21 protein-coding genes are annotated in these 26,331 nt (G+C 59.3%); 17 read left to right on the forward strand and 4 right to left on the reverse strand.

The features are described 5' to 3' along the window. The first annotated feature begins 33 nt into the window (after positions 1 to 33). The 4 genes from AAEZ09_RS03830 (at position 34) to AAEZ09_RS03845 (ending at position 4,559) form a co-directional block, all read left to right on the forward strand. Complete coding sequence (locus tag AAEZ09_RS03830) at positions 34 to 1,398, forward strand: phosphotransferase family protein (protein ID WP_020300830.1); 1,365 nt, start codon at positions 34 to 36, stop codon at positions 1,396 to 1,398. A 59-nt stretch (positions 1,399 to 1,457) separates the two neighbouring features. Further along, positions 1,458 to 2,279, forward strand: a complete 822-nt coding sequence (locus AAEZ09_RS03835) for an SDR family NAD(P)-dependent oxidoreductase (protein ID WP_020300829.1) — start codon at positions 1,458 to 1,460, stop codon at positions 2,277 to 2,279. An 11-nt stretch (positions 2,280 to 2,290) separates the two neighbouring features. Then, positions 2,291 to 3,538: an MFS transporter gene (locus AAEZ09_RS03840; protein WP_020300828.1), complete on the forward strand. Its 1,248-nt coding sequence runs from the start codon at positions 2,291 to 2,293 to the stop codon at positions 3,536 to 3,538. A gap of 94 nt (positions 3,539 to 3,632) precedes the next feature. Then, positions 3,633 to 4,559, forward strand: coding sequence for a quinone oxidoreductase family protein (locus tag AAEZ09_RS03845; RefSeq protein ID WP_020300827.1), 927 nt, complete (start codon positions 3,633 to 3,635; stop codon positions 4,557 to 4,559). Positions 4,560 to 4,598: 39 nt separating this feature from the next. On the opposite strand, the gene AAEZ09_RS03850 is transcribed toward AAEZ09_RS03845, so the two are convergent. Continuing rightward, positions 4,599 to 5,504 carry a helix-turn-helix domain-containing protein gene (locus AAEZ09_RS03850; protein WP_020300826.1) on the reverse strand — a complete coding sequence of 302 codons (906 nt, stop codon included), beginning with the start codon at positions 5,502 to 5,504 and terminating at the stop codon, positions 4,599 to 4,601. Positions 5,505 to 5,646: 142 nt separating this feature from the next. On the opposite strand from AAEZ09_RS03850, the gene AAEZ09_RS03855 reads away from it, so the two are divergent. Continuing rightward, a complete protein-coding gene (locus AAEZ09_RS03855) occupies positions 5,647 to 6,558 on the forward strand; it encodes a LysR family transcriptional regulator (RefSeq protein WP_020300825.1) in 912 nt (303 codons plus the stop codon). Between the two features lie 5 nt (positions 6,559 to 6,563). Here the strand turns inward: AAEZ09_RS03855 and AAEZ09_RS03860 are convergent, their stop codons facing one another. Continuing rightward, complete coding sequence (locus tag AAEZ09_RS03860) at positions 6,564 to 7,187, reverse strand: TetR/AcrR family transcriptional regulator (protein WP_032904483.1); 624 nt, start codon at positions 7,185 to 7,187, stop codon at positions 6,564 to 6,566. A 294-nt stretch (positions 7,188 to 7,481) separates the two neighbouring features. Between AAEZ09_RS03860 and AAEZ09_RS03865 the strand changes: the two genes are divergently transcribed. The 8 genes from AAEZ09_RS03865 to AAEZ09_RS03900 all read left to right on the forward strand — a co-directional run bounded on the left by AAEZ09_RS03865 (position 7,482) and on the right by AAEZ09_RS03900 (position 17,232). After that, a complete protein-coding gene (locus tag AAEZ09_RS03865) occupies positions 7,482 to 7,733 on the forward strand; it encodes a ferredoxin (RefSeq protein ID WP_154220403.1) in 252 nt (83 codons plus the stop codon). A gap of 52 nt (positions 7,734 to 7,785) precedes the next feature. Further along, on the forward strand, positions 7,786 to 9,405 hold the full coding sequence (locus AAEZ09_RS03870) for a GMC family oxidoreductase (protein WP_057005038.1): 1,620 nt from the start codon (positions 7,786 to 7,788) through the stop codon (positions 9,403 to 9,405). Continuing rightward, positions 9,402 to 10,892, forward strand: a complete 1,491-nt coding sequence (locus AAEZ09_RS03875; protein ID WP_020300823.1) for an aldehyde dehydrogenase family protein — start codon at positions 9,402 to 9,404, stop codon at positions 10,890 to 10,892. The genes AAEZ09_RS03870 and AAEZ09_RS03875 overlap by 4 nt, the downstream gene beginning before the upstream one ends. Before the next feature lie 64 nt (positions 10,893 to 10,956). Further along, positions 10,957 to 12,624 (forward strand): DUF1302 domain-containing protein, encoded by a 1,668-nt coding sequence (locus AAEZ09_RS03880; RefSeq protein ID WP_020300822.1) that lies wholly within the window; start codon positions 10,957 to 10,959, stop codon positions 12,622 to 12,624. Positions 12,625 to 12,651: 27 nt separating this feature from the next. Continuing rightward, a complete protein-coding gene (locus tag AAEZ09_RS03885) occupies positions 12,652 to 14,013 on the forward strand; it encodes a DUF1329 domain-containing protein (RefSeq protein WP_020300821.1) in 1,362 nt (453 codons plus the stop codon). A 209-nt stretch (positions 14,014 to 14,222) separates the two neighbouring features. Beyond that, entirely contained in the window at positions 14,223 to 15,260 is a 1,038-nt protein-coding gene (locus AAEZ09_RS03890) for an amidohydrolase family protein (RefSeq protein WP_020300820.1), read from the forward strand. Next, positions 15,257 to 16,444, forward strand: a complete 1,188-nt coding sequence (locus tag AAEZ09_RS03895) for a phosphotransferase (RefSeq protein WP_082643858.1) — start codon at positions 15,257 to 15,259, stop codon at positions 16,442 to 16,444. Before AAEZ09_RS03890 ends, AAEZ09_RS03895 begins: the two co-directional genes overlap by 4 nt. Positions 16,445 to 16,446: 2 nt before the next feature. Next, entirely contained in the window at positions 16,447 to 17,232 is a 786-nt protein-coding gene (locus AAEZ09_RS03900) for a tyrosine-protein phosphatase (protein WP_020300818.1), read from the forward strand. On the opposite strand, the gene AAEZ09_RS03905 is transcribed toward AAEZ09_RS03900, so the two are convergent. Together AAEZ09_RS03905 and AAEZ09_RS03910 are read right to left on the reverse strand one after the other, a co-directional pair. Continuing rightward, positions 17,229 to 18,113 carry a DMT family transporter gene (locus AAEZ09_RS03905; protein WP_150709208.1) on the reverse strand — a complete coding sequence of 295 codons (885 nt, stop codon included), beginning with the start codon at positions 18,111 to 18,113 and terminating at the stop codon, positions 17,229 to 17,231. The genes AAEZ09_RS03900 and AAEZ09_RS03905 overlap by 4 nt on opposite strands. Before the next feature lie 64 nt (positions 18,114 to 18,177). Beyond that, entirely contained in the window at positions 18,178 to 19,023 is an 846-nt protein-coding gene (locus AAEZ09_RS03910; RefSeq protein WP_020300816.1) for an SDR family oxidoreductase, read from the reverse strand. A gap of 419 nt (positions 19,024 to 19,442) precedes the next feature. Between AAEZ09_RS03910 and AAEZ09_RS03915 the strand changes: the two genes are divergently transcribed. The 4 genes from AAEZ09_RS03915 (at position 19,443) to AAEZ09_RS03930 (ending at position 26,295) form a co-directional block, all read left to right on the forward strand. Continuing rightward, positions 19,443 to 21,104, forward strand: a complete 1,662-nt coding sequence (locus AAEZ09_RS03915) for a DUF1302 domain-containing protein (RefSeq protein WP_149417026.1) — start codon at positions 19,443 to 19,445, stop codon at positions 21,102 to 21,104. 30 nt (positions 21,105 to 21,134) lie between these two features. Continuing rightward, positions 21,135 to 22,502, forward strand: coding sequence for a DUF1329 domain-containing protein (locus AAEZ09_RS03920; protein ID WP_020300814.1), 1,368 nt, complete (start codon positions 21,135 to 21,137; stop codon positions 22,500 to 22,502). A 95-nt stretch (positions 22,503 to 22,597) separates the two neighbouring features. Continuing rightward, on the forward strand, positions 22,598 to 23,728 hold the full coding sequence (locus AAEZ09_RS03925) for a WD40/YVTN/BNR-like repeat-containing protein (protein WP_020300813.1): 1,131 nt from the start codon (positions 22,598 to 22,600) through the stop codon (positions 23,726 to 23,728). A 35-nt stretch (positions 23,729 to 23,763) separates the two neighbouring features. Then, on the forward strand, positions 23,764 to 26,295 hold the full coding sequence (locus AAEZ09_RS03930) for an efflux RND transporter permease subunit (RefSeq protein ID WP_020300812.1): 2,532 nt from the start codon (positions 23,764 to 23,766) through the stop codon (positions 26,293 to 26,295). Positions 26,296 to 26,331: the final 36 nt, after the last annotated feature.

The following is a 26,331-nucleotide window of genomic DNA, read 5'->3' on the forward strand; positions in this document are numbered from 1 at the left end:
GCGCTGGACATCAGCGCCTGAGGAAGACCCCGTATGCCAACAACAATAAATACGACTGTTGATCCGGTCGAAGAAAAGCTGCGCACCTTTGTCGAAGGGCTGCTGGGCGGAAACATCACGGCCATGCAACGCCTGCTGCGCTGGCGTCCGGCGTGGAACCTTGAACTGCAACGCGATGGCGAAACCCTTCAATTGCATATTCGTGGCGAGCGAGGTGGTGATGTCAGCCCATTCCCGGATCTGCGCCGGGAGGCGGATATTCTCACCTTGCTCGGCCAGCAAGGTGTGCCGGTGCCGCGTATCTACGGCTTCTGCGAAGACCCGCAAGCCATCGTGATGGAGTTAGTGCCGGGCAGTCGTGATATCAGCACGGCGATCAGTGATGCCGAGCGCCATGCTGTCGCACGCCAGTGGGTCGACGCCATGGCGCGCATGCACCAATTGCCGTTGCAACCCTTCATTGAGCAGGGCATTCACCTGCCGACCAGTGCCGAGGACATTACCCTCGCAGGTCTGGAAGCTTACTACCCGCTGTATGCACGCAATAAAACCAGGCCTCAGCCGCTGGTTGAATTCGCCCTCGGCTGGTTGCGCCGCAATGTGCCGCAGCACCGTATCCGGCCTGCTTTCGTGCAGTACGATTCAGGGCAATATCTGTTCGAGAGCGGACAGGTACAGGGTCTCTACGATTTCGAATTTGCCATGATCGGCGATCCCTTGGCCGACCTGGCGTCGGCGCGCATGCGTGACAATTACGAGCCGCTCGGGGACAGCTTCGCCGCCCTGTATCGCTACTACCAGCAAGTAACCGGCGAACCGGCGGAGCCCGATGTGGTGCGTTACCACACGGCACTGTTTGCCACCGTCAGCACGATGCAGTTCTCGGCGTCGGTGGCCACGCCACAACCGGGCGACCCACATGACACCTACACCGAGTTTGACATCGCCCTGCGCCGGGTGGTGGTGCATGCGCTGGCCGAAGCCATGGGTGTGCCTCTGCAAACGCCGAAACTGGACATGGTCAGCAGCGGCCCGAATGCCCAGTTGCTGACCATGCTCGCCGATGCCCTGGCGCAGGTGGAAGTCGGCAGTGACTTCCAGAAAACCAAGCTGCGCGCCGTGAGCAAACTGGTGGAGTACCTGGGCCGTGGCGATGCCATGGAATTGCACTTGCGCGAGCTGGAACAACAGGAGGCGCAAGTCCTGCTGGACCGCACCTTCAGTGACTACAGCGAGATTGATGCAGCGCTGGAAGCCTTTGTCAAAAGCGCCGGGCCTGAATACGACGGGCCTTTGCTGCGCCTGTTCATGGCGCACATCGAGCGGCGCGTCCTGGTCTACGGCAGCACCGCCATTGGCGCCTCCGCCCGCCACATCGACCTGCCACCCGTGGCCTGACAGGGTGAAACCTTTCTCGCCCGGTGGCTGGTCGCCGGGCCTTCGTATTCGGAGTGTTTATGTCTGTTCCTGATAATGCCTTCCTGCATCGGTATGGTCCGTGGGCGGTGATTGCCGGTGCCTCCCATGGTGTGGGCGCGGCGTTTGCCCGTGCCCTCGCCGAGCGTAGCCTCAACTGCGTCCTGGTGGCGCGCCGTGGCGACGCCCTGGCGCAATTGAAAGGCGAATTGGAGCAACGTTACGCCATCGAAGTGCTGGTGGTAATCCAGGACCTTTCTCAGCCCGATGCCTGTGAGCGATTGCTCGCGGCTGTCGGTGAACGTCAAGTTGGTCTGTTTATCTACAACGCGGGTGGCGATCCCTACATCACGCGCTTCCTCGATACCTCGACCGAGGACTGGGGCGCGTTGCTGCGCCTCAATTGCTTGACCGTGATGCAATGCAGCCATGCCTTTGGTGCCGCGATGCTGGAGCGCGGGCAGGGCGGCTTGCTGTTGGTGGGTTCCCAGGCTGCATTGGGGGGTATTCGCAAACTGGCGATGTACACCGCCACCAAAGGGTTTGCGCTGAACCTCGGCGAATCGTTATGGGCGGAGTGGAAAGACCGTGGCGTCGACGTGCTCAATTTGGTCATCGGCACTGTCGACACACCCACCATGCGCGATGCCATGGTCAAACTGAACATTGCCGACGCCCTGACCATGACCTTGCCCAAAGCAGATGACTTGGCGCTTCTGGCGCTTGAGCAACTGGGTAATGGCCCGACGCTGATTCACCCCGAAGACACCCTTGTTCAGGTCGAGACCGCACCTGGCCCGGCACGTCGTGCCCAGGTACTGAGCAAGAGCGCGCAAGCGGCTGTGTTTATTGGCAACGACTGAGGTCACACACCATGAAAGGCTTTGATAACGCAGAATTCAAACGCGGCTGGCGGGTGCTGATTCTGGCGCTGGTGGGCGTTGCCACCAGTTCCAGTTCGTTGCTGCTGTACAGCTTCAGCTCCATGGTGATTCCGCTGGAACAGGCCATGGGCTGGGGCAGGGCGGAGTTGCAGGCGGCGATCACCGCGTTATCGCTGGGCACCATCGTCGCGTCGCAATTGGCCGGCTGGCTCAACTCGCGCTACGGCTTGCGCCGGGTCACGTTGCTGTCGCTGCTCGCGTTGTCCCTGAGTGTCTTCACCCTGACCTGTATCAATGGCTCGATCTGGACCCTCTACCTTGGCTTTTTCCTGGTGCCGCTAGCCGGGCTGGGTACGTTGCAGGTGACCTGGTCGCACCTGGTGAACTTGTGGTTCGAGGAAAACCGTGGTCTGGCGCTGGCGATCATCCTCAGTGGCTCCGGACTGGCGGCCATCATGCTTCCGCTGATCACCGCCTGGGCGATCAGCCGGTGGAATTGGCAGGCGGGATTCCTCGCGCTGGGTGTATTGCCGGTGCTGCTGGCGTTGCCCTTGGCCTTACGCTGGTTGTTGCCGACCACCAATGTCAGCCACAACTCGACGCAACTCCCCGCCACCAGCGAACAAACCGGCGGTCTACTGCTGCGCGAGGCGATGCGCTCCTGGCGTTTCTGGGTGTGCAACCTGTCGATGACGTTGGTGGTGTCGTGCGTGGTGGGCATGGTCACCAACATTGTGCCGTTGCTGCAGGACCGTGGCCTGAGCGCCCTGCAGGCCAGTCAGATTTTCGCCAGCTTCGGCGTGTCGCTGATCCTTGGCCGACTATTGGTGGGCTACCTGATTGACCGGTTGTGGGCGCCCGGTGTTGCCTCTGTCGCGCTGCTGATGCCGGCATTTGCCTGCGGCATTTTTGCCTATGGGGATTCCAGTATTGCGATGTACACCCTCGCCACGTTGCTGGTCGGCGTGGGTGCCGGTGCCGAGTTCGATATCGCTGCTTTCCTGATCGCCCGTTACTTCGGCATGCGCGACTACGGCCGCTTGTTTGGCGCGCACCTGGGCTTGATTACCGCAGGTGCGGCGATCTCGCCGTTACTGTTCGCCGGGTTGTTCAAGCTCACCGGTGGCTACTCGGCCATGCTGCTGTTCAGTTTTATCTGCTTTGTCGTCGGCCCATTGCTGCTGCTGACATTGGGTGGGTATCCGCGATATCAGTCCGAGCCATTAGTTGCCAGTTAGAGAAGCTGCCGAAGTAAATATAGACAAATAACAGAATAATGTTCAATTATTGCCTCGAGTGCAGCCTGACAATAAAACAGACAAGGAGAATGCCATGCGTGCAGCAATCATTTCCGAGCGCAATGCGCCGCCGGTAGTGGGCGAGTTTCGTGATCCGCAGCCGCTAGACGGCTCGGTGCTGATCGATGTCGATACCGCTGGCCTTGGTGGCTGGGATGTACTCGGCGCCTACCGTCTGGGTGTTGAATATCCCTGTGTCATTCGCGGAGAAGGCGTTGGCCGTGCGCCGGATGGCCGCCGGGTGTATTTCGGCGAGCGCTCGGTGTTGCCGTTTGGTGCCTGGGCAGAGCGCACCCTGGTGCCGCAAGCCGAAGTATGGAATGTGCCGGACGACGTGGACGATAAAACCGCGATCAGCATGGGCATCGCTGCGACCGGCGCCATCGTGCCCCTGGAAAAAGCCGCGATTCAGAAGGGTGAGAAGGTGCTGATCCTGGGCGCCACCGGCACGCTCGGCCAGATCGCCCTGCAACTGGCGCGCGGTCTGGGTGCAGGCAAAGTGGTCGGTGCTGCCCGGTCCGCTGAAGCACTGGGGCGGTTGAAGTCGCGAGGCCTTGCCGATGAAGTGGTGACCCTGGGTGGCAGCGATGACGTCGCGGCGCTCAAGGATGCGGCCGATGGCGGATTTGATGTGGTGCTCGACCTCGTGTGCGGTCAACCGATGTTGACGTCGCTGAAGGCCACCAACTGGGGCGCACGGATCATGACCATTGGCACGGGAGCCGGCCGCCAGCTCAATCTGGATATTGCCGATCTGTTGTTTCGCAATCTGTCGTGCATCGGCACTGGCCAGCGCCCGCCCGCAGACCGTGAACAGATCTGGCTGCGTCTGCTGAAGATCGCCAAAGAGCAGCAGATTCAGGTGGATTACCTGGATTTTACCCTCGATCAGGCGGCTGAAGCCTGGGCCGCGCAGGTCAATGGGCCACACGCCAAAATCACCGCCACGATTCGTCGTTAAAGCCCGTATTGCTGGAAGGCGCCCTTGTCCGGGTGCCTTTCAGCGCTGGCGCTGGTGGCGAAATTCCTCGGGTGTGACACCGAGCTCTTTACGGAAGGCCGCGCTGAAAGCGGCGGCGTTGTTGAAGCCGGCCTGATAGGCCACTTGTTTGATCAGCAACCGTGGGTCAGCCAACAGCGCCACGGCTTTTTGCAAACGGGTTTGCGCGGCGTACTGGCGCAAGGTCATGCCGGTGGTGTTTTTGCAGCGACTGGACAGGGTCCGCAACGGCAGTTCGCAGGCCCGCGCCAAGTGGCCCAGTGAGCGGCCTTCGTCACTGGCGCTGTCGAGCAATTCACGCAGGATGTTGAGTTGACGATGGCTGAGTTTTTCAGCGCAGTGTGAGGAACAAGTGGCATCGTCGGGCGCGTCGATAAATTCGCGGCGCAGGTCCAGGGCAATGCTGGTGAGCAGGCACTCGGTGTGCAGCTCGCTGGCGAAGCCGGGGTTGGCGACTTCTTCGGCCAGCCGTTGCAACGAGGCGTGCAAGTAGCCGCTTTGCAGGTTGAGCATGGCTGCGCTGACGTTGTCCTGCCAGTTCCAGCGATAGCTGCCCAGGACGCCGAGTGAGGAGGGGTCGAATAGACACACAAGGGCCTTTTGCTCTCCGGCATCGTGACGCAGGTGGAACTCGGTGCCATGGGGAATGAACAACAGCTTGCCCAGGGGTTGGAATTGAGGCGCACCGTGGCTGGAAAAACCGCCGCAGTTAGGCTTGATCTGCGAGCTGGCCGGCAGCATCAAGCGCAACAGGCAACTGTCGCCGGTTTCTATCAAGGCAGTGCCAGTGTTGGACCATTGCGCGTGTTCGACCCGGATGTCGAAGCCTTGCCTGGCCAATGAAGCTTCGGTCAGGAAATTACCTGACGCTTCACAGTCGTACTCGCTGTAGTGGATCGCGTTCATTTTTCAACCTTCAGCCATTTTTATTATTGGCGCTGAAATTCGAAGGATAACGATACGTCAGGGCAGCTACCCGGTCTCGAGTGTAACCAGCCCGTGGACCGAGCTGTTTCATATATTCAGGCGGCAGGTATCAGAAAATCAGATGACGAAAGGCAAAGATATTTCCATGCGCCAACTGCGCTATTTCGTTGCCGCCGCCGACGCCGGCCAGTTTTCCCAGGCGGCGCTGAAGGCGCATGTATCGCAGTCGGCGATTACTGCGGCGGTGTTGCATCTGGAACAGTCCTTGGGCGTCAGCTTGTTCGACCGCTTGCCCCATGGCGTGGCGCTGACCGCTGAAGGCAACAAGTTTTCCCAGCATGCGCGGCACATTCTCGACACGCTGCAGGACGCTCTCAGTGAACCGCTGTTTCTCGGCCATGCGATGCAAGGAACCGTGCGTGTGGGTGCCTCCTACACGGTGCTCGGTTACTTTCTGCCAGCGCTGCTGGCACGCTTCAAACGTAGCTACCCTCAGGTAGAGATCGACCTGATCGACATGGACCGCCAGAGCATTGAAGCGGCCCTGAGCAATGGCGACCTCGACTTGGGCCTGGCAATTGTCTCCAATACGCCGAACTTGCACGGTTTCGCTCACCATGTGCTAATTCGTTCGCGCCGCCAACTCTGGCTGGCAAGTCAGCACCCATTGATGTCTGCCACCTCGATCAATCTCGAAGACGTCGCCGAGCATGCCTATATCCTGGCCACGGTCGATGAGGGGGAGACCTCGACCATGCGCTATTGGGAATCCCGCGGACTGGCACCCAAGGTGGCTTTTCGTACCTCATCCATGGAGGCATTGCGCGGGCTGGTGGGGCATGGTTTCGGTGTGACCATTCTCTCGGACATGCTGTACCGGGCCTGGTCTCTGGAAGGCAAGAAGATTGAAATCCGGCCGCTGGTGGATGTGATTCCACCCATGGAACTGGGGCTGATCTGGCTGCCGGATAACTGTTTGTCGGCACCGACCCAGGCATTCCGACAGTTTCTGATCATGGCCTGCGCCTCTTGATCCCGCTACTGGCGCACGTTGTTGTCAGGCGGCCAGGTGCCGTTGTTCATCAGGCTGTCGAAGGTTTCGGTCATTTCCCGCGCCGGGTTCGGATAGTCGTGGCGCACCCACCACAACCACAGCCCCACCAGGGCACCGACGAAACAGCGCACGGCGGCCTCGCCACGCAGTTGATCGATTTGGTACAGGCCCTGTTTCCGGTAGTGTTCCCGGACCTGGATGATCAGGATATTTTCCAGGTGCGCGAGAATCACGTTCTGTCCCGGGCCGCTGAAGAACGCCGTTGTCAGTGCCGCATGACGTTCGGTGGCGCTGAACAGCCAGGCCGAAACATCCAGCAGGACACGGCGGTCGCCATCAACTTCGGTGACCTTGGTCGAGGGAACGCCAATGGCTTCGTACCCGGCGACGATCAGGTCCTCCTTGTCGCGAAAGTGCGCGTAGAAGGTGGAGCGCGCGACCCCTGTACTGTCCAGTAATTGCTGGACCGTAATTCCTTCGTAGCCCTTTTCCAGCGCCAGGCGATACATGTGGTCCAGCAACAATTCCCGGGTGCGTTGGGAACGCAAGGCGTGGCGTTGACTGGCGTGATTTTTATCGGCTGTTTGCACGGAAGCTAGGTGAGACATTCTTAACCTCGGCAGCGCTTTTTATTGGTTTCATGACGGCGGGTACAAGAGCTTCCCGGCGGTGATCAGAACACAATGACAGAGGATTTTTTGCACCAGCAGGATTATTTTTAGAACATATTCGGCGAAAGTGTTAATTAATTCCGTCTATGCCGTACAGATTTGCGCTTCTGTTCGTTGTGGCTTTGCGTCTGCGGCCTTACCGTTTCTCCAGTCCGATAGAGACCTGGAGAACAATAATGAATAACGCTCCTGAAACGCCTGCACCTGTTCCTGCGCACATTCCCAAGCACCTTGCCCGCGATTTCGATCTATGGGCAGAGCTCACCGCCCACGGCGAAAACGCCTATCAACCAATCCGGCTGCGTAGGTCATGCCCGCTGCAACAACGTCGCGCCCGCGCTCTATCCACTCGATAACAACGGCTACATCGCCAGCAACGGCTTAAGTGTGCCGATTGGGCAAGAGCGGCTGGCAACCCGCGGTGCCCGTGCCTGCCCGGAACGGGTCATCGAGGTTCGCGATACATCCGACGAACACCGGTGAGTGCCGCCTTGGTAATGGAAGACTTTCAGCAACCCGCAAAAGAAGAACAACAATGAGCAAAACCTACGACTACATCATCATCGGTGCGGGGTCATCCGGCTGCGTCCTGGCCAATCGCTTGTCTGCCGACACGAACGTTTCGGTGCTGCTGATCGAGAGCGGACCGGATCACACCAGTCCGTTGATTGCCATGCCCCGTGGCATTGGCAAACTGCTCAGCCCCGGCAATCCGCATGTGTGGAGCTACAAGGCTGCACGCGGTGAGGGTATGAGCGATGAGCAATGGCTCAAAGGCAAAACGATTGGCGGCTCCAGTTCGGTCAACGGCATGGTCTATGTACGGGGAGCACCCGCTGATTATGATCATTGGGAAGCGCAAGGCTGCGCGGGCTGGGGCTGGAAAGACATGGGCCGGCAGTTTGTCGCCCTCGAAGACCACCAGTTGGGCAAGAGCCAATGGCGCGGAGTCGGTGGCCCGCTCAAAGTCACGGTGCACCCATCGGGCCACGCCCTGTGCGATGCCGTCATCAGCGCGGCCGGTGAGCTGGGTGTGGCGCGCACTGAAGACACCAATCATATCGACTCGGTCACTCAGGGTGGCTTCGGCTATCAGCCGCAAACCACCTGGAAAGGCCAGCGATTCAGTGCCGCCAAGGCCTTTCTCGATCCGGTGCGCGCACGTCCGAATTTGACGTTAATGACCGGCACGGATGTTCAACGCATCGAGTTCAGCAATCACCGTGCCTGTGCCGTGCAGGTCAACAACAGCGCCGGCAAGGAACGCTTCGAAGTGCGCCGCGAGGTGTTGTTGTGCGCCGGTGCCATTGAATCGCCGAAGCTGTTGCAACTGTCTGGCATCGGCCCGGCCGCACTGTTGAACTCGCTGGGTATCAGTGTGCTGCACGACGCCCCCGAGGTCGGGCGTAACCTGCGTGAGCACGTGTACATGGCCATGCAGTATCGGGTCACCCGTGGCAGCTTCAATCACTGCTTCCATGGGATTGGGTTACTCGGTGCAGTGGCCCAATACTTTTTGCGCAAGAAAGGACCGATGACCCACGCCGCTCACGAGGCCGGTGGTTTCATCAAGACGCGCCCGGAGCTGGATCGTCCGGACGCGCAAATCGGCGTCAGCCTCTATTCCATGGATGGCGACGGTAACAAGGTCGAAATCGACAAGGAGCCCGGCCTGACCATCGGTGGCTATTTCCTGCGTCCGCAGAGCCAGGGTGAGGTGCGCATTCAATCGGCGGACGCCACGGTTCCACCCCGGATCAACGCCAATTATTTGAGCGCCGAGATCGATCGCACTTCCGCAATTGCCTTGTTTCGCTGGTTCCGCCGTCTGGCTGCACAGCCGGTGCTCAAGCCATTCATTGTCGGCGAGCTGACACCGGGACCGGAGGTAGAAAGCGACGCGCAAATTCTTGCTGCGTTCCGCCGCTTCGGCCAGACCGCCTATCACGTTTCCGGGACCTGTCGCATGGGTGCCGACAGCGCGTCGGTGCTCGATCCGCAACTGCGTGTGCGCGGCGTCGAGGGCCTGCGTGTGGTCGACACTTCGGTGATGCCGTGCCTGGTTTCCGGTAACACCAATGCCCCGGCCATGGCCATTGCCATGCGCGCTGCAGAAATTATCACCGGCAAAGTCTCAGGAGATCCAACACCATGAGTGTTCCCTTTACCCAGCTGGACAAGCTGTACATCGATGGCGCGTGGGTGGATGTTGACGGTCCGCGCGAAGCAGTGCTCAACCCGGCCACCGAAGCGGTCATCGGTCATGCACCGAATGGTGATCTGCAGAGCGCCGACGCAGCCATCGCCGCCGCACGCAACGCCTTTGATAACGGCCCTTGGCCCTGGTTGAGCATGGCCGAACGGGCCGGGTACATGCGGCGGATGCACGCAGCTTTGGTGGCAAAAAGGGAGGAAATTGCCGCGCTGATTATCGCTGAGGTCGGCTGTTCCCAAGGCGTGACTTATGCCATGCAGGTGGACATGCCGCTGGGCCATGTGCTGACCGCGATCGAGCAGTCTGTGCACAGCGACAGCTTGCAGATTCCGGTGCAGGCCAATCCCAATCCGTTCAACCCGGCAGGGCCGATGATTCTCGGCAGCGGCACGGTGGAGCGTGAGGCCATCGGCGTGGTGGCCGGCATCACCGGCTATAACTTTCCGTTTCTTCTTAACCTGGCCAAGGTGTTTCCGGCCTTGCTGGCCGGCAACACCCTGGTGCTCAAGCCTTCGCCATTTACCCCGTACTCGGCGCTGTTGTTCGGTCAGATCGCTGAAGAAATCGGCCTGCCCCAGGGCGTACTCAACATTGTCACCGGCGGTATTGAAGTGGGCGGCTTGTTGAGCAGCGACCCGCGGGTGGACATGGTCTCGTTCACCGGTTCGGAAACGGTCGGCATGAGCATCATGAGTCAGGCGGCGCCGACCCTGAAGCGCGTGCATCTGGAACTGGGCGGCAAATCGGCGTTGATCGTGCGCGCCGATGCCGACATTCAGGCCACCGCGCTGGGAGCTGTCGCCGGGCTGGCGGTCAACGCGGGGCAGGGCTGTGCATTGCTCACCCGCTTCGTTGTGCATCACTCGGTACGCGAGCAATTCGTGCAGTGCGCCAAAGCCATTGCCGGGCAGTGGAAGGTCGGTGACCCGGCGGACCCGAGCGTGATGATGGGCCCGCTGATCCGCGAGTCGCAGCGCGCCAAGGTCGAGCATTTCATCGCCAGCGGCCGCGACGCCGGGGCCACGCTGGTCTGCGGTGGTGGACGACCTGCGCATCTGCGCCAGGGCTTCTTCAGCGACATCACCCTGTTCGATGACGTAAGCAACGACATGCTCATCGCCCAGGAGGAAATCTTCGGGCCGGTGGGGGTGGTGATCGGTTTCGACAGTGATGACGAGGCGGTTGCCATTGCCAACGATTCGCGGTTTGGCCTCAACGCCGCTGTTTCCTCTGCAGATGCCGCCACCGCCTATGCCATGGCTCGACGAATTCGTGCCGGCAGTGTGTACCTCAATGGGGGTAGCGGCAGCTTGCCTTATGCGCCCATCGGCGGCTTCAAACGTTCAGGACTGGGCCGTGAGTTCGGGCCGAACTGGCTTAAAGAATTCACCCAGGAGAAATCCATCATCTACCCCATCGGCCGCTAGCCATGACACCCCGCGAGCGGGGAGCAGACAAAACGACTGACAATAAAAACAAAAGGTGGTTTGCATGAAAAAGATGAGCAAACAGGGACGCATGCGAGCCCAGCGGGCCATGGTACTGCTGGCGGTAGGGAAAATGGCGTTTGGTTACGGTGGAGCGGTGATGGCTGCGCCGATCGAACTGGCTAATCCAGACTTTCATCTGCGTTGGGATAACACCCTGCGCTACAACCTGGGGATGCGAACGGAGGGGCAAGACCGGCGCATCATGAACAACCCTAACTACGATGAATCGGACGGCAAGTTCGACAAGGGTGACATCGTCACCAACCGCATCGACTTGCTCACTGAACTCGATTTTGCCTACCGTAAAGACTGGGGGGCACGCCTCAGCGCCGCCGGCTGGTACGACCAGGCGTACCACAATGACACGGTGCGCAGTCATGTTGCCGGGTACCAGACCAGCTACGACAACGACCACTACAGCTCTGAAGTGAAGCGTTACGTCGAAGGCCCTTCAGGGGAAATCCTCGATGCCTTCGTCTGGAAAAACCTGCGCCTGGGCGATGCTTCGGTGAACGTCAAGATCGGCCGGCATACCAATTACTGGGGCGAGGGGCTACTGTTCGGTGCCCATGCGATTTCCTACTCGCAAGCGCCTCTGGATGGTGCCAAGGCAGTGACCAGTCCTGGCATTGAAACCAAGGAAGTGTTCTTGCCCATCGGGCAGATATCCGTCAAAGCTCAGGCCACCGACAACCTGACACTGGCCGCTCAATATTTCTACGAATGGGACTACACGCGCATTCCGTACGGCGGCACCTACTTCGGCGCAGCGGACCCGTTCTTCGAAGGCCCGGACCGTTTGCCTGTAGCACCTGGTTTTTCCTTTAACCGGGAGAAGTCCAAATACGGTCGTGACTCCGCCAACTGGGGCGTAATGGCCAAATACGACGTCGAGGCGATTCAATCGACGGTGGGCGCTTACTACCGCCAGTTCGATGACTACCAACCCTGGTTGGCGCCAGAAGTTTCGGCCGCTACCGGCAGCTACCGCCTGGTGTACCCGCGCAGCGTCAAACTGGTCGGCCTGAGTCTTTCGACCGTGCTCGACACGGTGTCGATCGGCAGCGAGATCTCCTATCGCAAGGGCGGTGCGTTGAACGCGGTCGGCGTTGATCCTTCCGACAACGAAGGACCGCGTGGCGATACGTACCACTTCGTCGCCAACGCTGTGTATGGCGTGCCGCGTAACTTTATCGCCAACAACGCCACGCTGATCGGCGAGTTCGCCTACAGCCACCTGCGCAAAGTGACCGAGCACGAAGAGCTTTATCTGGGTGAAAACAACAATAACTGCGTTGACCCCCGCGTCGGCACACCCGGTTCAGGGGACAAGCGCGACGGTTGTTCGACCCGGGATTACGCGGCCATCGCCGTCAATTACACACCGCAATACCTGTCGGTACTCCCGTCCTGGGACATGACCGTACCGTTGACCGTCAATTATGGCCTGTCGGGCAACGCAGCCAGTGCCGGCGGTGGTAACGAAGGCGCGCTGACCTGGTCTGCCGGCGTGCAGATGACGTATGCCCAGCGTTATGAATTTGGTTTGCGTTATTCCGATACAGACGCTCAAACGAAGAACATTCCCGGGGACACCGTCGGGGGCAACGGCGCCGTGGGCGGAACCGACCGTGGCTGGCTGGCCTTCACCTTCAAAACCTCCATCTAAAAAAGCCAAGAAGCGGAGTATCTGTTTATGAAAGGACAATTTGCATGGGCGGTGGCGCTGTTGAGCATCGCCACCGCCAGCCTGGCTGCGGCACCGGCCGACCAGGTTGCACAGATCGGAAAAACCCTGACGCCGTTCGGCGCAATTATCGCGGGCAATGCCGATGGCAGCATTCCTCCCTATACCGGCGGCCTGACGCAGAGCCCGCCAGGCTTCAAGCCCGACAGCGGCTTCTGGGCCGACCCCTTCGAGGATGAAAAACCGCTGCTGCGGATCAACTCGAAAAACATGGAGCAATACGCCGACCGCTTGAGCGGCGGGCAAAAAATGCTGCTGAGTAAATTTCCCGACTACTACCTGGATATTTACCCGACCCACCGGACCGCGGCGTACCCGCAAGCGTTGCTCGATGCCTCTGTGCGCAACGCCAGTAACTGCCGCACGACCAAGGACAACCTCGCAGTCGATCCGGCATGCCGAGGCGGGCTGCCGTTCCCGCTTCCGCAGAACGGCAATGAAGTCATCTGGAATCAACAACTGCGCTACAAGGGAACGGGTTACACCACCACGGCTTCGTCCAACAGTTGGGTAGTGGATTCTCAGGGTTCGGTGACCAAGACCGCCGAGTCCGCGACCATGGAGGAGGCGCCGTACTACCAGACTCAACAGACCGATCGCGATCCGCAGTTGTACTACCGCGCCTGGGCACTGGACAGTTATCCGGCCCGCAGCGCCGGGCAACTGATCATCCTCGCTGACTACCTCGACCCGCAAAGCCAGCCACGGCGTGCCTGGAGCTACACCCCAGGCATGCGCCGCATCAAGTTGGCGCCGGAGTTCGCCTACGACACGCCGGTGCCCAACCAGGGCGGTGTGAACCTGTTCGACGAATTGCAGATGTTCTCCGGTAGCCAGGACCGTTTCGACTACAAACTGGTGGGCCGCAAGGAGATGTATATCCCGTACAACGCCTACAAGTTCTACTTCAGTTGCGGCCAGGAAGAACAGTTCAAGCCGCATCATGCCAACCCGGCTTGCGAGCGCTGGGAACTGCACCGGGTGTGGGTGGTGGAAGCGACTCTGAAACCGGGCAAACGCCACGTCTACAGCAAGCGCACCTACTACCTCGACGAAGACACGTTTGGTGCCGGCCTGTATGACGCCTGGGACCAGGGCGGGGTGCTGTATCGCGCGCTGTTCCAGAGTGGCGTGCAGCTGTACGACAAAAACCTGCCGTACACGGTAAAAAACGTCAGCTATGACTTCAACAAAGGCATGTGGTCTTTGCTCAACGATGGCCTCAAGGGCGGATATCGGGTGCACGACACGCCGTTATCGGAGCGTGACATGAAGCCTGAGTCGATTGTTTCCCAGGAGACCCAACGCTGATTTCATCGGTTGAACACGCATTTGCGGCCTGAGAGGGCCGCTTTTTTTTGTGCGGATTTTATAAAAGGTAGCCCTGCGACTCATATTTAAATGAACACATATTAGAAATGTGTTTATATTATTGAGGGTGCAGTTATCCCTTAAATTGATCCGGATGCCCTGCGAGCGGGTCGTTCGGTCTGCTGGCTAATTACAACAAGGAGAACGCCATGCTGATTGATGTCCACGCCCACTTGCTGACTGAGGGCATGCTGAACCGTCACGAGTTCTGGGGGCCATTCATGAAAGTGCAGGGGCTGACCGTGGGGCATTTTTCCCTCGGCACCAAGCAACCGGTCAAAGCCGCGACGGATGCCGAAGCGCAGGCCAATATCCTCGCGCGCATGAGCCACGCCAGCCGTCGCCAGCTGATGGCCGAGCGGGGTGTCGACAAACTGGTGATGTCCACGCCGTCTCATTGCTTTATGTATTGGGCGGGAGATTTCGCTAACGAATACGCGCGCATCTGCAATGACGAGTTGTCGGCATTTTGTCGGGCTGATCCCGACCACTTCGATTTCTGGTGCCACGCCAACCTCGCGGATCCGCTGAATGCGGCCAAGGAAATTGAACGCGCAGTGACTCAGTTGGGCGCCAAGGGTGTGTGCGTCGGCGGGGCCAACTTCAATGGCCTGGAGGCTCACGACGAACGCCTGTTCCCCGTCTGGGAAAAACTCACCCAGCTGGATGTACCGATCATGGTGCATGGCTTCAATCAGTCGATTTACTGGGGCGAAAAACACACGGACGACAAGTTTGAAACCACCTCCATCGTCGGTGACTGCGTCGATGAAACACTGTTCTTCTGGTACCTGATCTGCGGTGGCGCGCTGGATGTTTTCCCGACCTTGAAAACCTACATCACCCATGCCGGTGGCATGGCGGTTTTCCAGTTGGGGCGCCTGAGCGAACTGAACCGGGCCATGGCACCGGACTCGCGCAATCAGCGTCCGTTGATGGATTACCTGCAGAACTTTTACTTCGACCTTGACGTTCATGCGCCGGGCTTGCGTCGTGGCGTTGCCGAGGTGGTGGGGGCGGAGCGCCTGTTGTACGGCACTAACTTTGGCGGGGCCTACGACCATGGCGATCTGACCGAAGGCATCGGCTTGTCCGCTGAAGACCGCGAGCGGATTCGCAGCGGTAACGCGATCGAACTGCTCAAGCTGAAGGTGCCGGCCAACGCTGGTCGGGTGCTGACGCCGTGACGGATAGCTCGCTGGGGCGGCCCTACCCGCAGCGCAGCGGACGGTTGCCACGGCACCTGAGCGAAATTACCGCAGCCTGGCTAACTCAGCTATTGCAGCCGCGTTATCCGGGCGTCGAGGTGCTGGCGTTAACGGCAGTGGAAGTTCGAAACGGTCACACCACCAAATTCCGCGTCAGGCTTGAGTTGAATGAGGTCGGTCAGCACGCGGGTATTCCTGCGCACGTGTGCCTGAAGTCGAATTGGTCCGAGGGTTTCGAGAGCGGCGATATCTGTGAGCTGGAAGCGCGCTTTTATCATTTGGCGCACGGCTGGTCCGATGCGCCACTGCCAGACACCTATCTCACCGACTGGGACGCCGATGGCGGCGGTCGAGGCGTGGTGATGATGGAAGACCTTGGTCTGGCCGCCGGGAAATTTGGCCATAGCACCGATCACCTGGGCGTGGATGGCGTCGCTCGGGGGCTGGAGTCACTGGCGACGTTGCATGCTGCCACCTGGAACAGTCCGCAGCTACGGGGCCAGGGCTGGCTGCCGGTGTCAATGGCCAACCCGGTGGACTGCGACGGCCTGCTGCGTATGTACAACTACATCAAGGTCAATCTGCGCAAACCGGAGTACCAACGCCTGTTGCCGAAATGGATGTATGAGACACCGGAGTTGTTCAGCCATGCGTTTGATGAATTGGCAGCTTTCGAGCGCGAACAGTCGTCACCCAGCTGCCTGATCCATGGTGATTCGCATCAGGGCAACAGTTTTTTACGCAGCGACGGCCAACGTATCTGGCTGGATTGGCAACTGTCGAGGCGTGGCCGGCCATGGCGCGATATCGCCTATTTTATGCTGGGGGCCTTAACCGTCGAGGAACGGCGCGCCGATGCGCAACGCCTGCTGCGGGTGTACCGCGAAAAACTGATCAGCCTCGGTGCCGAAGGCGTGCTTGACCAGGACGCTGCCTGGGAACAGTTTCGCCGTTGGCCGGTTTGGGGGATGCAGACCTGGATGTCGAATATGGATGACTGGGGGCAGGACGGTTTGCCGATGGTGGAACGTTTCTTCGCCGCTGCAGAAGATTTTGATACCGTGCGTTTGCTCACACATGGGCGTAAGCCTCGCCGTACGCCGACACTGGGGCAGGGCGCGCGTCCGTTAACGCAGGCCTATCAACATCTACTGGAGGATTGAGAATGGTCGGGCAGGAAGAGTTGCGCTTGCAGGGTGCGGATAACTTTCGCAGCCTCAAAGGTATTCCCACCGGTTGTGGTCGTCGTATCGGCGACCATTACCTGTTACGGGCAGAACAGCTGGATCGACTGACCGCTGAAGACTGGCAGACCTTGCGGCGGATCGGCCTGACAACCGTCTGCGATTTACGCAGCGCCGCAGAGCGTGAGCGTTACCCGAGCGGCGTACCCGATTCGGCTATCGCGCAACTCCACCTGGAGGTGCTTGGTGATGTTCGTGCCGACCCACGGATTGCCGCCATGCTCGCTGATAATCCAGAGACTCAGGGCGCGCGAAACATGATGTTGGAGGTCTACCGGCAACTTCCGCACCTGTTGGCGCCGTTGTTGCCAGCGCTGTTCGAGCTGTTCTCTACCCGCAATGCATCGGTGCTCATTCATTGCACGGCGGGCAAGGACCGCACCGGGGTCGCGGTGATGTTGCTGCTGCACGCACTGGGCGTCGCACCGGAGCACATCATGGCCGACTATGTGCTCTCGGCACGTCGCTTCAGTCAGCTGGAGGTGGCGCGTCAGCAGGCCATGAGCACCACGGTGAGCCACCTGGTCGGCCAAGCGGTCAGCGAGGCGGCCATTGATGCAGTGCTGGATGCCCGTCCCGAGTACTTGAATGCTGCGTATGCAGTGATCGACGCCGAGTACGGTGGACTGGATCTTTACCTGCAGCGCTTCAGTGGTTTGAGCCAGAAAGGCTTGCAGACATTGCGCGATACCTTGCTGGTCGCCTAGGTCACGACTTCGGTCACTACCCGCGCGGGTTTCCATTGCGCCAATCCAATTCCCAGTAAAATCAATCCGCCTCCGACCGCGTGGTACAGGTGCAATGTTTCCCCCAGCAACACAATCGCCAACACCGCGGTAAATAACGGGACCAGGTTCATCAGCACGGCGGTTTTTTCTGGCCCCAGGGTTTGCAAACCACGCATCCACAAGCCGGGCGCCAGCGCTGAGGCAAACAGACCCGCGAACAACACCAGCGGGACATTTGCGGTTGTCAGGGCTATCGAAGGGGCCAGCACAAAGGGCGGCACCAACAGCAGGGTGCCGCAGATTATTTGCACGTAAAGGCTTTCCCAGGTCGGCAGGGGAATCTGCCAGCGCTTGACCAGCACGCAGTACAACGCGTACGACAGCGAGGCCAGCAACATCATCAATTCCCCTTGGCCAACCCCGTGTGCCCAGAGCGAGGGCAGGTCGCCTGCGGCCAGCAACCACGTCAGCCCGGCAAACGACACCAGAGCACCGACCAATAACGTCGCGGTCGGTTGGGTATTGAGCAGGGGAAAGGCGAGCAGCACGGTGAGCAGGGGCATGGTCGCCAGGATCAGGCCCATGGAAGTGGCGCTGACAGTGTGCGCGGCGAAATAGGCCAGCGACTGGTACAGCGACATGCCGAGCAAGCCCAGCAGCCACAACTTGGGCAGGTGCGGCCGAATCTGCTGCCGCAACCGCCAGACCTTGGGCAACATCACCGGTGACAACACCAGCAACGCGACCAGCCAGCGGTAAAAGGAAATGGCTGCGGGGTCAATCACCCCAACCGAAAGGCAATTGACCACGGTACTGGCGGCCCAGATCAGCGTGGCAAGAACAGGGAACAGCAAGTTCATCACGGGGGCGCCAACGTTGAGGGTGCGCACTACGCACCGGAGAGTTTGTCGATATGTTTTGGTGTTATTCGCTGGCAGCGTTACGTGCCGCAATCGTCGCGGCAAAATCGCGTTTGAGGGTTGGAAAGTAGGCAATCTGCCCACCCATGCCGCCGGCAATGTCAATCGAGGCGGCGCTGATGAAGCTGGCATATTCACTGGCCAGGAACAGCGCCATACCGGCAACGTCTTCAGGTTTGCCATAACGCCCGAGCGGTACCACCTTCATCACCATGGCGTCGAACTCCTCGCGACTGACGCCAGGTCCCATTTCCTTGTAGTGACGATCCCATTGACCGGTATCGATCCAACCCATGTTCAGGCTGTTGACCAGGATATTGTCTTTGGGCAGTGACATGCCCAATGAGCGGGAGAGGGCGATGCACGATGCGCGATTGATTACTGAGGGAATTCCGTCGGGCGTCGGAATCACCCCGGCCAAGGCGTTGATTTCGATGATCCGTCCCCAGCGCTGTTCACGCATGAACGGCACCACCGCCTGCACGAATCGGAAATGCCCCATCTGCAGAATGTTGGCATGTTCGAGGATGACTTCCGGAGTGAGGGTGTCGAGGTTGCCGCCACGGCCTTGACCGGCGTTGTTCACCAACACATCGACCCCGCCCCACGCGTGTGCAACTTCAGCAACAAACGCCTTGACCCCCTCACTGTCCGTCACGTCGACAGCCCGGGCAATCACCGCCTGGGCGTGTTCCGCAAGTTGCGCGCCGACTTCCCGGACGTCTGACGCACTACGGGCGCATATCGCTACCCGCGCCCCTTCAGCTGCGAATGCCCGGGCGATGGCCAGACCAATGCCCCGCGAAGCGCCCGTGATGATCACGCGTTTGGCACTCAAATCAATATTCATGGTGGCTCCTCTTGTTTTTCTTCTGGCGGTTCACTGCCGTTTTACCCGCGCAACGCCAGGCGTTCTGTGGGATGGCAGGGGCTATTGAAAGCCCAAAGCACAAAAGCGTCAAAGTTTATTTGAACGGTTATCTGTTTTGTGTGCAGTATTTACCGGCGAAACGCCTTTGCTGGAACGATTCTTCACCTTGACGGGTGTGAAATTCTATATGGAGAATGCAAATCTTTATGTGGAATTTTATTTTGTGATCCGTTACGGTGACTTTCAACTGAGGAGGAAAGTGGGTCTGGATGCGTGCCAGACCTCTTCAGCGGACTGTCCAGGCGAGACATTCAACGATATTGTGGGGTAGCGCATATCGCTGGAGCGACCGTTTGAACGCACATAGCGACTGAAAATAACAATAAAAGGTAGTGTGTATGAATCATAAGACCAAGCAGAGTCGGCTGGTACTGGCTCAAGGTGCGCTTACGCTGATGATGGTTGGCGGCTCTCAAGGCGTCATGGCGCTCTCTTTCGATCTGCCGAACCCTGATTATCGCCTGCGTTGGGACAACACGGTCCGCTACAACCTGGGCATGCGGACTGACAGTCAGGACAGTCGCATCATGAACACGCCGAACTTCGACGAGTCCGACGGCAAGTTCGATAAAGGCGACATTGTTACAAATCGTCTCGATGTGTTGAGCGAACTCGACTTTTCCTACCTCAACGAGTGGGGTGGACGCCTCAGTGGTGCCGGCTGGTTTGACCAGGCCTATAACGATCACGATGTGAAAAGTAACGTTCCCGGCTACGCCACCAGCTATCACAACAATCGTTACAGCGACGAAGTGAAGCGCTACATGAACGGCCCGTCGGGAGAGATTCTCGATGCCTTTGTCTGGCGCAACTTCAACATCGGCGACACACCGGTCAACGTGAAAGTCGGTCGTCACACCAACTATTGGGGTGAAAGCCTGTTGTTCGGCGCTCACGCCGTGTCCTACTCCCAGGCCCCCAGCGATGGCGTGAAAGCCTCGACCAGCCCGGGTATCGAAACCAAGGAAGTGTTTCTGCCGGTGGGGCAGATCTCGGCCAAGGCCCAGGTCACTGATCACCTTTCGGTTGCCGGTCAATACTTCTACGAATGGGAGCCCACGCGCATTCCTTATGGGGGTACCTATTTCGGCGCGGCCGACCCTTTGTTCGAAGGTCCGGACCAACTGCCGGTAGCGCCTAACGGAGCGACGTTGCAGCGTCAGGATTCGCGCTTCGGTCGCGATGGCAAAAACTGGGGCGTGATGGCCAAACTCAACGTTGAAGATGTCGAATCGACGTTCGGCGCCTACTATCGCCAGTTCGACGACTACCAGCCTTGGCTGGCCCCACAGGTCAAGGCAGCGCTGGGTTCGTACCGGGTTGTTTACCCGCGTGGCGTGAAGCTGGCAGGCGTCAGTTTTGCTCGGGTTTTCAACACGGTTGCGGTCGGCTCTGAACTGTCCTACCGCATGAACGGTGCCTTGAATGCCACTGGCGTCAGCGCGCTGGACGACGAAGGCCCGCGCGGCGACACCATTCACTTTATTGCCAACGCCGTTTACGGCGTGCCGCGTAACTTCATTTCGAACAACGCGACCCTAGTGGGTGAGTTCGCCTACAGCCACCTGGATCGCGTGACTGAACACGAAGAGCTCTATAAAGGTGTCGGAAAAGCCGCTTGTACCAATGCCAGAACGCCAGGTATCGCCGGGTCCGGCAGCGAGTCGGATGGCTGCTCCTCGAAAGATTATTATGCGGTCGCGGTCAACTACACTCCGCAATACATCTCGATCTTCCCCTCCTGGGACATGGATGTACCTCTCACCGTCAACTACGGCCTGCATGGCAACGCACCAACAGCCGGTGGCGGCAGCGAAGGCGCGCTGGCTTACTCCGTCGGCGTCAAACTCACTTATGCCCAGCTGTATGAGTTCGGCCTGCGTTATGCCGACACAGCGGCCCAACCGAAGAACCTGGCCAATGGCACCGTCGCCGGTAACGGCAACGTAGGCGGTGAAGACCGCGGCTGGCTGGCTTTTACCTTCAAGACCTCCTTCTGATAAATCAAACAAGAATCGGAGAACGTGTTCATGAAACGTCCACTTGCATTAACTGCCGTCCTGATGAGTTTTGCGACCTGTAGCCTCACAGCCGCCGCTGCTGGCGACGCCTCGGACCTGGGTAAGAGCCTGACGCAGTTCGGAGCGATTCAGGCCGGTAACGCCGATGGCACGATCCCCGCTTACGAGGGCGGCCTTACCACCGCTCCGGCGGGTTTCAAGCCCGACAGCGGGTTTTGGGTTGATCCGTTCAAAGATGAAAAGCCACTGTTTCGCATTGACGCCAAAAACGTCGACAAGTATGCGGACAAGCTCAGTGAGGGGCAGAAAACCCTGATCAAGAAATACCCGACTTACTACATCGACATTTACCCAAGCCATCGCACGACTGCCTATCCCAAAGCGGTACTCGATGCCACCGTGCGAAACGCCAGCAGCTGCGCGATCCAGAAAGATGGCCTGGCCGTTGATCCATCTTGCCGTGGCGGCCTGCCGTTCCCGATTCCGAAGACCGGCAATGAAGTGATGTGGAACCAGCAGGTGCGCTACAAAATCGGCACCGGCTACTCGACCACGACTTCGTCCAACAGCTGGGTAGTCGACGCCAACGGCTCGATCACCAAGACCGCTGAACAGGCGACATTCGAAGAAACCCCGTACTACCAGGTGACTCAGGCGGATCGCGATCCACTGATGTACGCACGAGTGTTCTCGCGCAACGACTATCCGGCGCGGCGCTCCGGTGAAGTGGTGGTGCTCACTGACTTCCTCGATCCATTGGCGAAGGCCCGTCGTTCGTTCAGTTATTCCCCAGGCCAGCGCCGGGTAAAACTCGCACCGGAATTTGCCTTTGATACACCCGTTGCCAGCCAGGGTGGCGTGACGCTGTTCGACGAACTGCAAATGTTTTCCGGGAGCCAGGACCGCTTTGACTACAAGCTGGTCGGTCGCAAGGAAATGTACATCCCGTACAACGCCTACAAATTCTACTTCGGCGTCGGCAAGCAGGAAGACCAGTTCATGCCGCACCACGCCAACCCGGCGAACGAGCGTTGGGAGCTGCATCGGGTGTGGGTCGTGGAAGCCACGTTGAAGCCGGGTATGCGCCATGTCTACAGCAAACGCACCTACTACCTGGATGAAGATACTTTCGGCGTCGGCCTGTATGACGCCTGGGACAAGAGCGGCGCGTTGTATCGCTCGATCTTCCTCAGCGGCGTCCAGCTCTACGACAAAAACATTCCCTATAACGTGAAAAACGTCGTGTATGACTTCAACAAAGGCATGTACGCGTTGCTCAACGATGGTTTGAAGGGCGGCTACAAGTTCATCGACAAACCACTCTCCGAGCGTGACATGAATCCTGAAGCCATTGTGGCTCGGGTCACCCAGCGCTGATGTGATTTCGCCTGTCCTGCCTGCCGGTTTGCGCATCAAGCCGGGCAGGCAGAACAGGTGTGTTTGCCACGCGGGATGGTTAAGGAATAAAAATAATGACTAGCCCTTGCCCTGCTTCTTTTCTTCTCTGCACTTCGCGTCTGCTCCTGGCAGTCGCGTTTGCGGTCGGCGCGAGCTCATTGCTGACGACGCCTGCCTACAGCGCCGTCGCGTTGTCGGCCGATTCGCTCGACGTGCCGGCGCAGCGGATCGATGAACACCTGCCCGCACCCTTGCTGTCGGTCGCCACAGCGGGCGACGCGATGATTGGCGTCGGCCTGCACGGGTTGATCCAGCGCTCCATCGATGAGGGCCGCACCTGGCAACAGGTCGATAGCCCGGTGTCCAGCGATCTTGTGCAAGTGCGGTTTCGCGACGAGCGTCATGGCTGGATCGTCGGTCACGATGCGGTGGTCATGCACACCACCGATGGCGGTCAAAGCTGGCAAGTGCAGCTCGACGGGCGCCGCTTGTTGACCTTGCTCAACGCTTACTACGGCCCACGGGCCGAACAAGGTGATGAAGCCGCAGCCCAGATGCTTAAGGAAGTGGCTATGGCCGCCAGTACCTCGGCGACGCCGGACGTGTTGGCCGCACCCTTTCTCGATGTGATGTTCGATGAGCACGGCAACGGATTTGCCGTGGGTGCCTTCGGCATGTTGTTGCACAGCACGGATGACGGCCAGAACTGGCAGCCGTGGACCGAGCGCAGTGATAACGATCGGCGCATGCACCTGTATGGACTGGCGGAACAAGCGGGCACTTTTTACATCGGCGGGGAGCAGGGTTTGCTGCTGCGTCTGGATGGTCCGCAACAACGTTTCGTGAAAATCGATACGCCCTACACCGGCACTTACTTCGGCGTCCGCGCCTTCGACGGTCTGCTGCTGGCGTACGGGCTGCGCGGCAACCTGTTTGCCAGCCGTGATGACGGCCAGCAATGGCAGCCTGTGGCAACCAATCTCAATAGCAGCCTGGTCAGCATTGTCGAGCAGGGTGATGCCTTGATCGTCGTGAGCCAGGGTGGGCAACTGGTCAGCGTTGACCGGCAGAGTTTGCAGGTCACCCCGCTGGCAGATGCGCGGGTAGGCGAGGTGTATGCAGCCAGTGCCACCAAACAGGCTGGGAGCCTGCTTGTCACGCGCTTCAGCGGCGCCAAGGTCATCGATATCGCCCAGGCCAACTAAAGCCCCCGGCACGATTCCCCTACGAGAAAGAAAAAATGGTCGAGCAAAAATTCAACAGCGGGATGCCAGTGATTGCCAACCTGGAGGACTTTGACAAAAACTCCGGTGGCTGGTTTGAACGGGTCATATTCCGTCATCGCATGGTGGTCGTCGTTGCCTGCTTGCTCGCCACTGTGGTGCTGGGCTTCTTCGCTACACGGCTGCAAGTCAATGCCAGCTTCGAAAAAATGATTCCCAGCTCCAGCCCTTACATCAAGAATTACCTGGCGTATAAAAACCAGTTGCCAGGCCTGGGCAACAGCATTCGCGTCGTGGTGGAAAACAAATCCGGTGATATCTACGACGCCGACTATCTGCTGGCGCTGCAAAAGGTCAACGACACCCTGTACCTGATTCCAGGCATCGACCGCTCCTGGATGAAATCGCTGTGGATGCCCATCGTTCGCTGGAAAGAAGTGACGGAGGAGGGCATTGATGGCGGTGCGGTCATGCCATCGGATTACGACGGCAGTGACAAATCGATCACGGCCTTGCGCCGCAACATTATGCGTTCCGGGATCATTGGCAACCTGGTGGCGAACGACGGCCGGTCGAGCATGATTGTCGCGCCGCTGCTCGATACCAATCCGCAGACCGGACAACCCCTGGATTACGGTGATTTTTCCAAGCAACTGGAAGCGCAGATTCGCTCGCTGGAAAGTGACAAAGTGGGCATCCACATTGTGGGTTTCAGCAAGCTGGTGGGCGACCTGATCGACGGCCTGTATTCGGTCATGCTGTTCTTTGGCGCATCGGTACTGATCGCCGGGTTGTTCGTCTATTTCTATACACGCTGCCTGCGCAGTACCTTGCTGCTGGTGAGCGTGGCAGTGGCGGGGGTGGTGTGGTTGCTGGGTTTGATGCAACTCCTCGGCTACGAACTGGACCCTTACTCCATCCTGGTGCCGTTCCTGATTTTTGCCATCGGGATCTCCCACGGCACGCAAAAAATGAACGGCATTCTTCAGGACATTGGCCGTGGCACCCATAAATACATTGCTGCGCGCTATACCTTCCGCCGCTTGTTTCTCACTGGCTTGACTGCGCTCCTGACCAATATCGTTGGTTTTGCCGTGCTGGTGATCATTGATATTCCGGTGATTCGCGACCTGGCACTGACCACCAGCATTGGTGTCGCCGTGCTGATTTTCACCAAGTTGCTGCTGATTCCGGTGGCGTTGTCGTACCTGGGCGTCAGTAAGAAAGCCGCGCGTATCGCCATCGCCAAAGATCAGGCCGGCGCAGAAAACCGCGGTTTTCTCGGGCGTCTGTGGAGCGGCCTGGATCGCTTCACCGAACGGCCGATGGCCACGGCGGTGATTGCCGTATCGCTGGTGGTGACGCTGATTGGCAGCGTGGTGATGATGCACCTCAAGGTCGGTGATCTGGATCCCGGTGCACCGGAGTTGCGTGCGGATTCGCGCTATAACCGCGATAACGCCTACATCACCAGCCACTACGGACTTTCCAGTGACCAGTTCGTGGTCATCATGAAGACCAACGAAGACAGCTGCCGTCTGTACCAGTCGCTGCAAAGCATGGACAAACTGGCCTGGCGCCTGCGCCAGACGCCTGGTGTACAAACCACCCAGTCGCTGGCCGAAACCGTGCGCATGATCAGCTCCGGCATGGCTGAAGGCAGCCCGAAATGGTTGAGCATCAGCCGCGACCAGGCGATCACCAACTCGGCGGTGGATGCCGCGATGATTTCTGCACCGGGCATCACCAACCAGCAGTGCTCGGTCACTCCATTGATCGCCTACCTGGCTGATCACAAAGCCGACACACTGAGCCGGGTGTTGAAAGTTTCTGAAGAGTTCGCCAAGGAAAACAACACACCCGCTGGCGCCGAGCAGCCTGTGGAATTCCTCCTGGCTGCGGGTAATGCCGGGATCGAGGCCGCCACTAACATTGAGGTAGAGAAGGGCATCATCACCATGTACCTGGCCGTGTATGGCGCTACGGCCTTGCTCTGCCTGCTGACCTTCCGCAGTTGGCGCGCAACCCTGGTGGCGCTGATTCCTTTGCTGATGACTACGATCATCTGCAAGGCGCTGATGGTCTGGTTGGGGATCGGCCTGAAAGTAGCCACCTTGCCGGTAATCGCCGTGGGTGTCGGTGTCGGCGTGGACTACGCGCTGTATCTGCTCAGTGTGCAACTGGCGGTGCAGGAACGCGGTGGAAGCCTGGCGGTTGCGTATCGCCGCTCGCTGGATTTCACCGGTCGGGTCGTGGCGCTCGTTGGCCTGACCATGGCCGCCGGGGTGATTACCTGGGCCTGGTCGCCGATCAAGTTCCAGGCGGACATGGGCATTCTGCTGACCTTCATGTTCCTGTGGAACATGCTCGGTGCGCTGGTGCTGATCCCGGCCCTCTCGCATTACCTGCTCAACCCGAAAGGCAACTCCAAGGCCGGCGTGACCCTCGATCTGGAGGACGCGCGCGCCCAACAGGAACCGCGCAAACCCGCGGCCAGCGCACCTGCACCCCAATTGACCGAGCTCGCCTTACCCCGGCGTGTCCGCTGACTAATAGCCGGGCACAGACCTGGCTGGCAACTGCAA

The organism is Pseudomonas sp. 65/3-MNA-CIBAN-0223, from assembly GCF_040310425.1.
GTDB lineage: Bacteria > Pseudomonadota > Gammaproteobacteria > Pseudomonadales > Pseudomonadaceae > Aquipseudomonas > Aquipseudomonas gregormendelii.

What these genes read in the sequence shown, in the direction of transcription:
- AAEZ09_RS03830 (WP_020300830.1), top strand. Translation starts at nt 34, where the DNA reads ATGCCAACAACAATAAATACGACTGTTGATCCGGTCGAAGAAAAGCTG.
- AAEZ09_RS03835 (WP_020300829.1), top strand. Translation starts at nt 1,458, where the DNA reads ATGTCTGTTCCTGATAATGCCTTCCTGCATCGGTATGGTCCGTGGGCG.
- AAEZ09_RS03840 (WP_020300828.1), top strand. Translation starts at nt 2,291, where the DNA reads ATGAAAGGCTTTGATAACGCAGAATTCAAACGCGGCTGGCGGGTGCTG.
- AAEZ09_RS03845 (WP_020300827.1), top strand. Translation starts at nt 3,633, where the DNA reads ATGCGTGCAGCAATCATTTCCGAGCGCAATGCGCCGCCGGTAGTGGGC.
- AAEZ09_RS03850 (WP_020300826.1), bottom strand. Translation starts at nt 5,504, where the DNA reads ATGAACGCGATCCACTACAGCGAGTACGACTGTGAAGCGTCAGGTAAT.
- AAEZ09_RS03855 (WP_020300825.1), top strand. Translation starts at nt 5,647, where the DNA reads ATGACGAAAGGCAAAGATATTTCCATGCGCCAACTGCGCTATTTCGTT.
- AAEZ09_RS03860 (WP_032904483.1), bottom strand. Translation starts at nt 7,187, where the DNA reads ATGTCTCACCTAGCTTCCGTGCAAACAGCCGATAAAAATCACGCCAGT.
- AAEZ09_RS03870 (WP_057005038.1), top strand. Translation starts at nt 7,786, where the DNA reads ATGAGCAAAACCTACGACTACATCATCATCGGTGCGGGGTCATCCGGC.
- AAEZ09_RS03875 (WP_020300823.1), top strand. Translation starts at nt 9,402, where the DNA reads ATGAGTGTTCCCTTTACCCAGCTGGACAAGCTGTACATCGATGGCGCG.
- AAEZ09_RS03880 (WP_020300822.1), top strand. Translation starts at nt 10,957, where the DNA reads ATGAAAAAGATGAGCAAACAGGGACGCATGCGAGCCCAGCGGGCCATG.
- AAEZ09_RS03885 (WP_020300821.1), top strand. Translation starts at nt 12,652, where the DNA reads ATGAAAGGACAATTTGCATGGGCGGTGGCGCTGTTGAGCATCGCCACC.
- AAEZ09_RS03890 (WP_020300820.1), top strand. Translation starts at nt 14,223, where the DNA reads ATGCTGATTGATGTCCACGCCCACTTGCTGACTGAGGGCATGCTGAAC.
- AAEZ09_RS03900 (WP_020300818.1), top strand. Translation starts at nt 16,447, where the DNA reads ATGGTCGGGCAGGAAGAGTTGCGCTTGCAGGGTGCGGATAACTTTCGC.
- AAEZ09_RS03905 (WP_150709208.1), bottom strand. Translation starts at nt 18,113, where the DNA reads ATGAACTTGCTGTTCCCTGTTCTTGCCACGCTGATCTGGGCCGCCAGT.
- AAEZ09_RS03910 (WP_020300816.1), bottom strand. Translation starts at nt 19,023, where the DNA reads ATGAATATTGATTTGAGTGCCAAACGCGTGATCATCACGGGCGCTTCG.
- AAEZ09_RS03915 (WP_149417026.1), top strand. Translation starts at nt 19,443, where the DNA reads ATGAATCATAAGACCAAGCAGAGTCGGCTGGTACTGGCTCAAGGTGCG.
- AAEZ09_RS03920 (WP_020300814.1), top strand. Translation starts at nt 21,135, where the DNA reads ATGAAACGTCCACTTGCATTAACTGCCGTCCTGATGAGTTTTGCGACC.
- AAEZ09_RS03925 (WP_020300813.1), top strand. Translation starts at nt 22,598, where the DNA reads ATGACTAGCCCTTGCCCTGCTTCTTTTCTTCTCTGCACTTCGCGTCTG.
- AAEZ09_RS03930 (WP_020300812.1), top strand. Translation starts at nt 23,764, where the DNA reads ATGGTCGAGCAAAAATTCAACAGCGGGATGCCAGTGATTGCCAACCTG.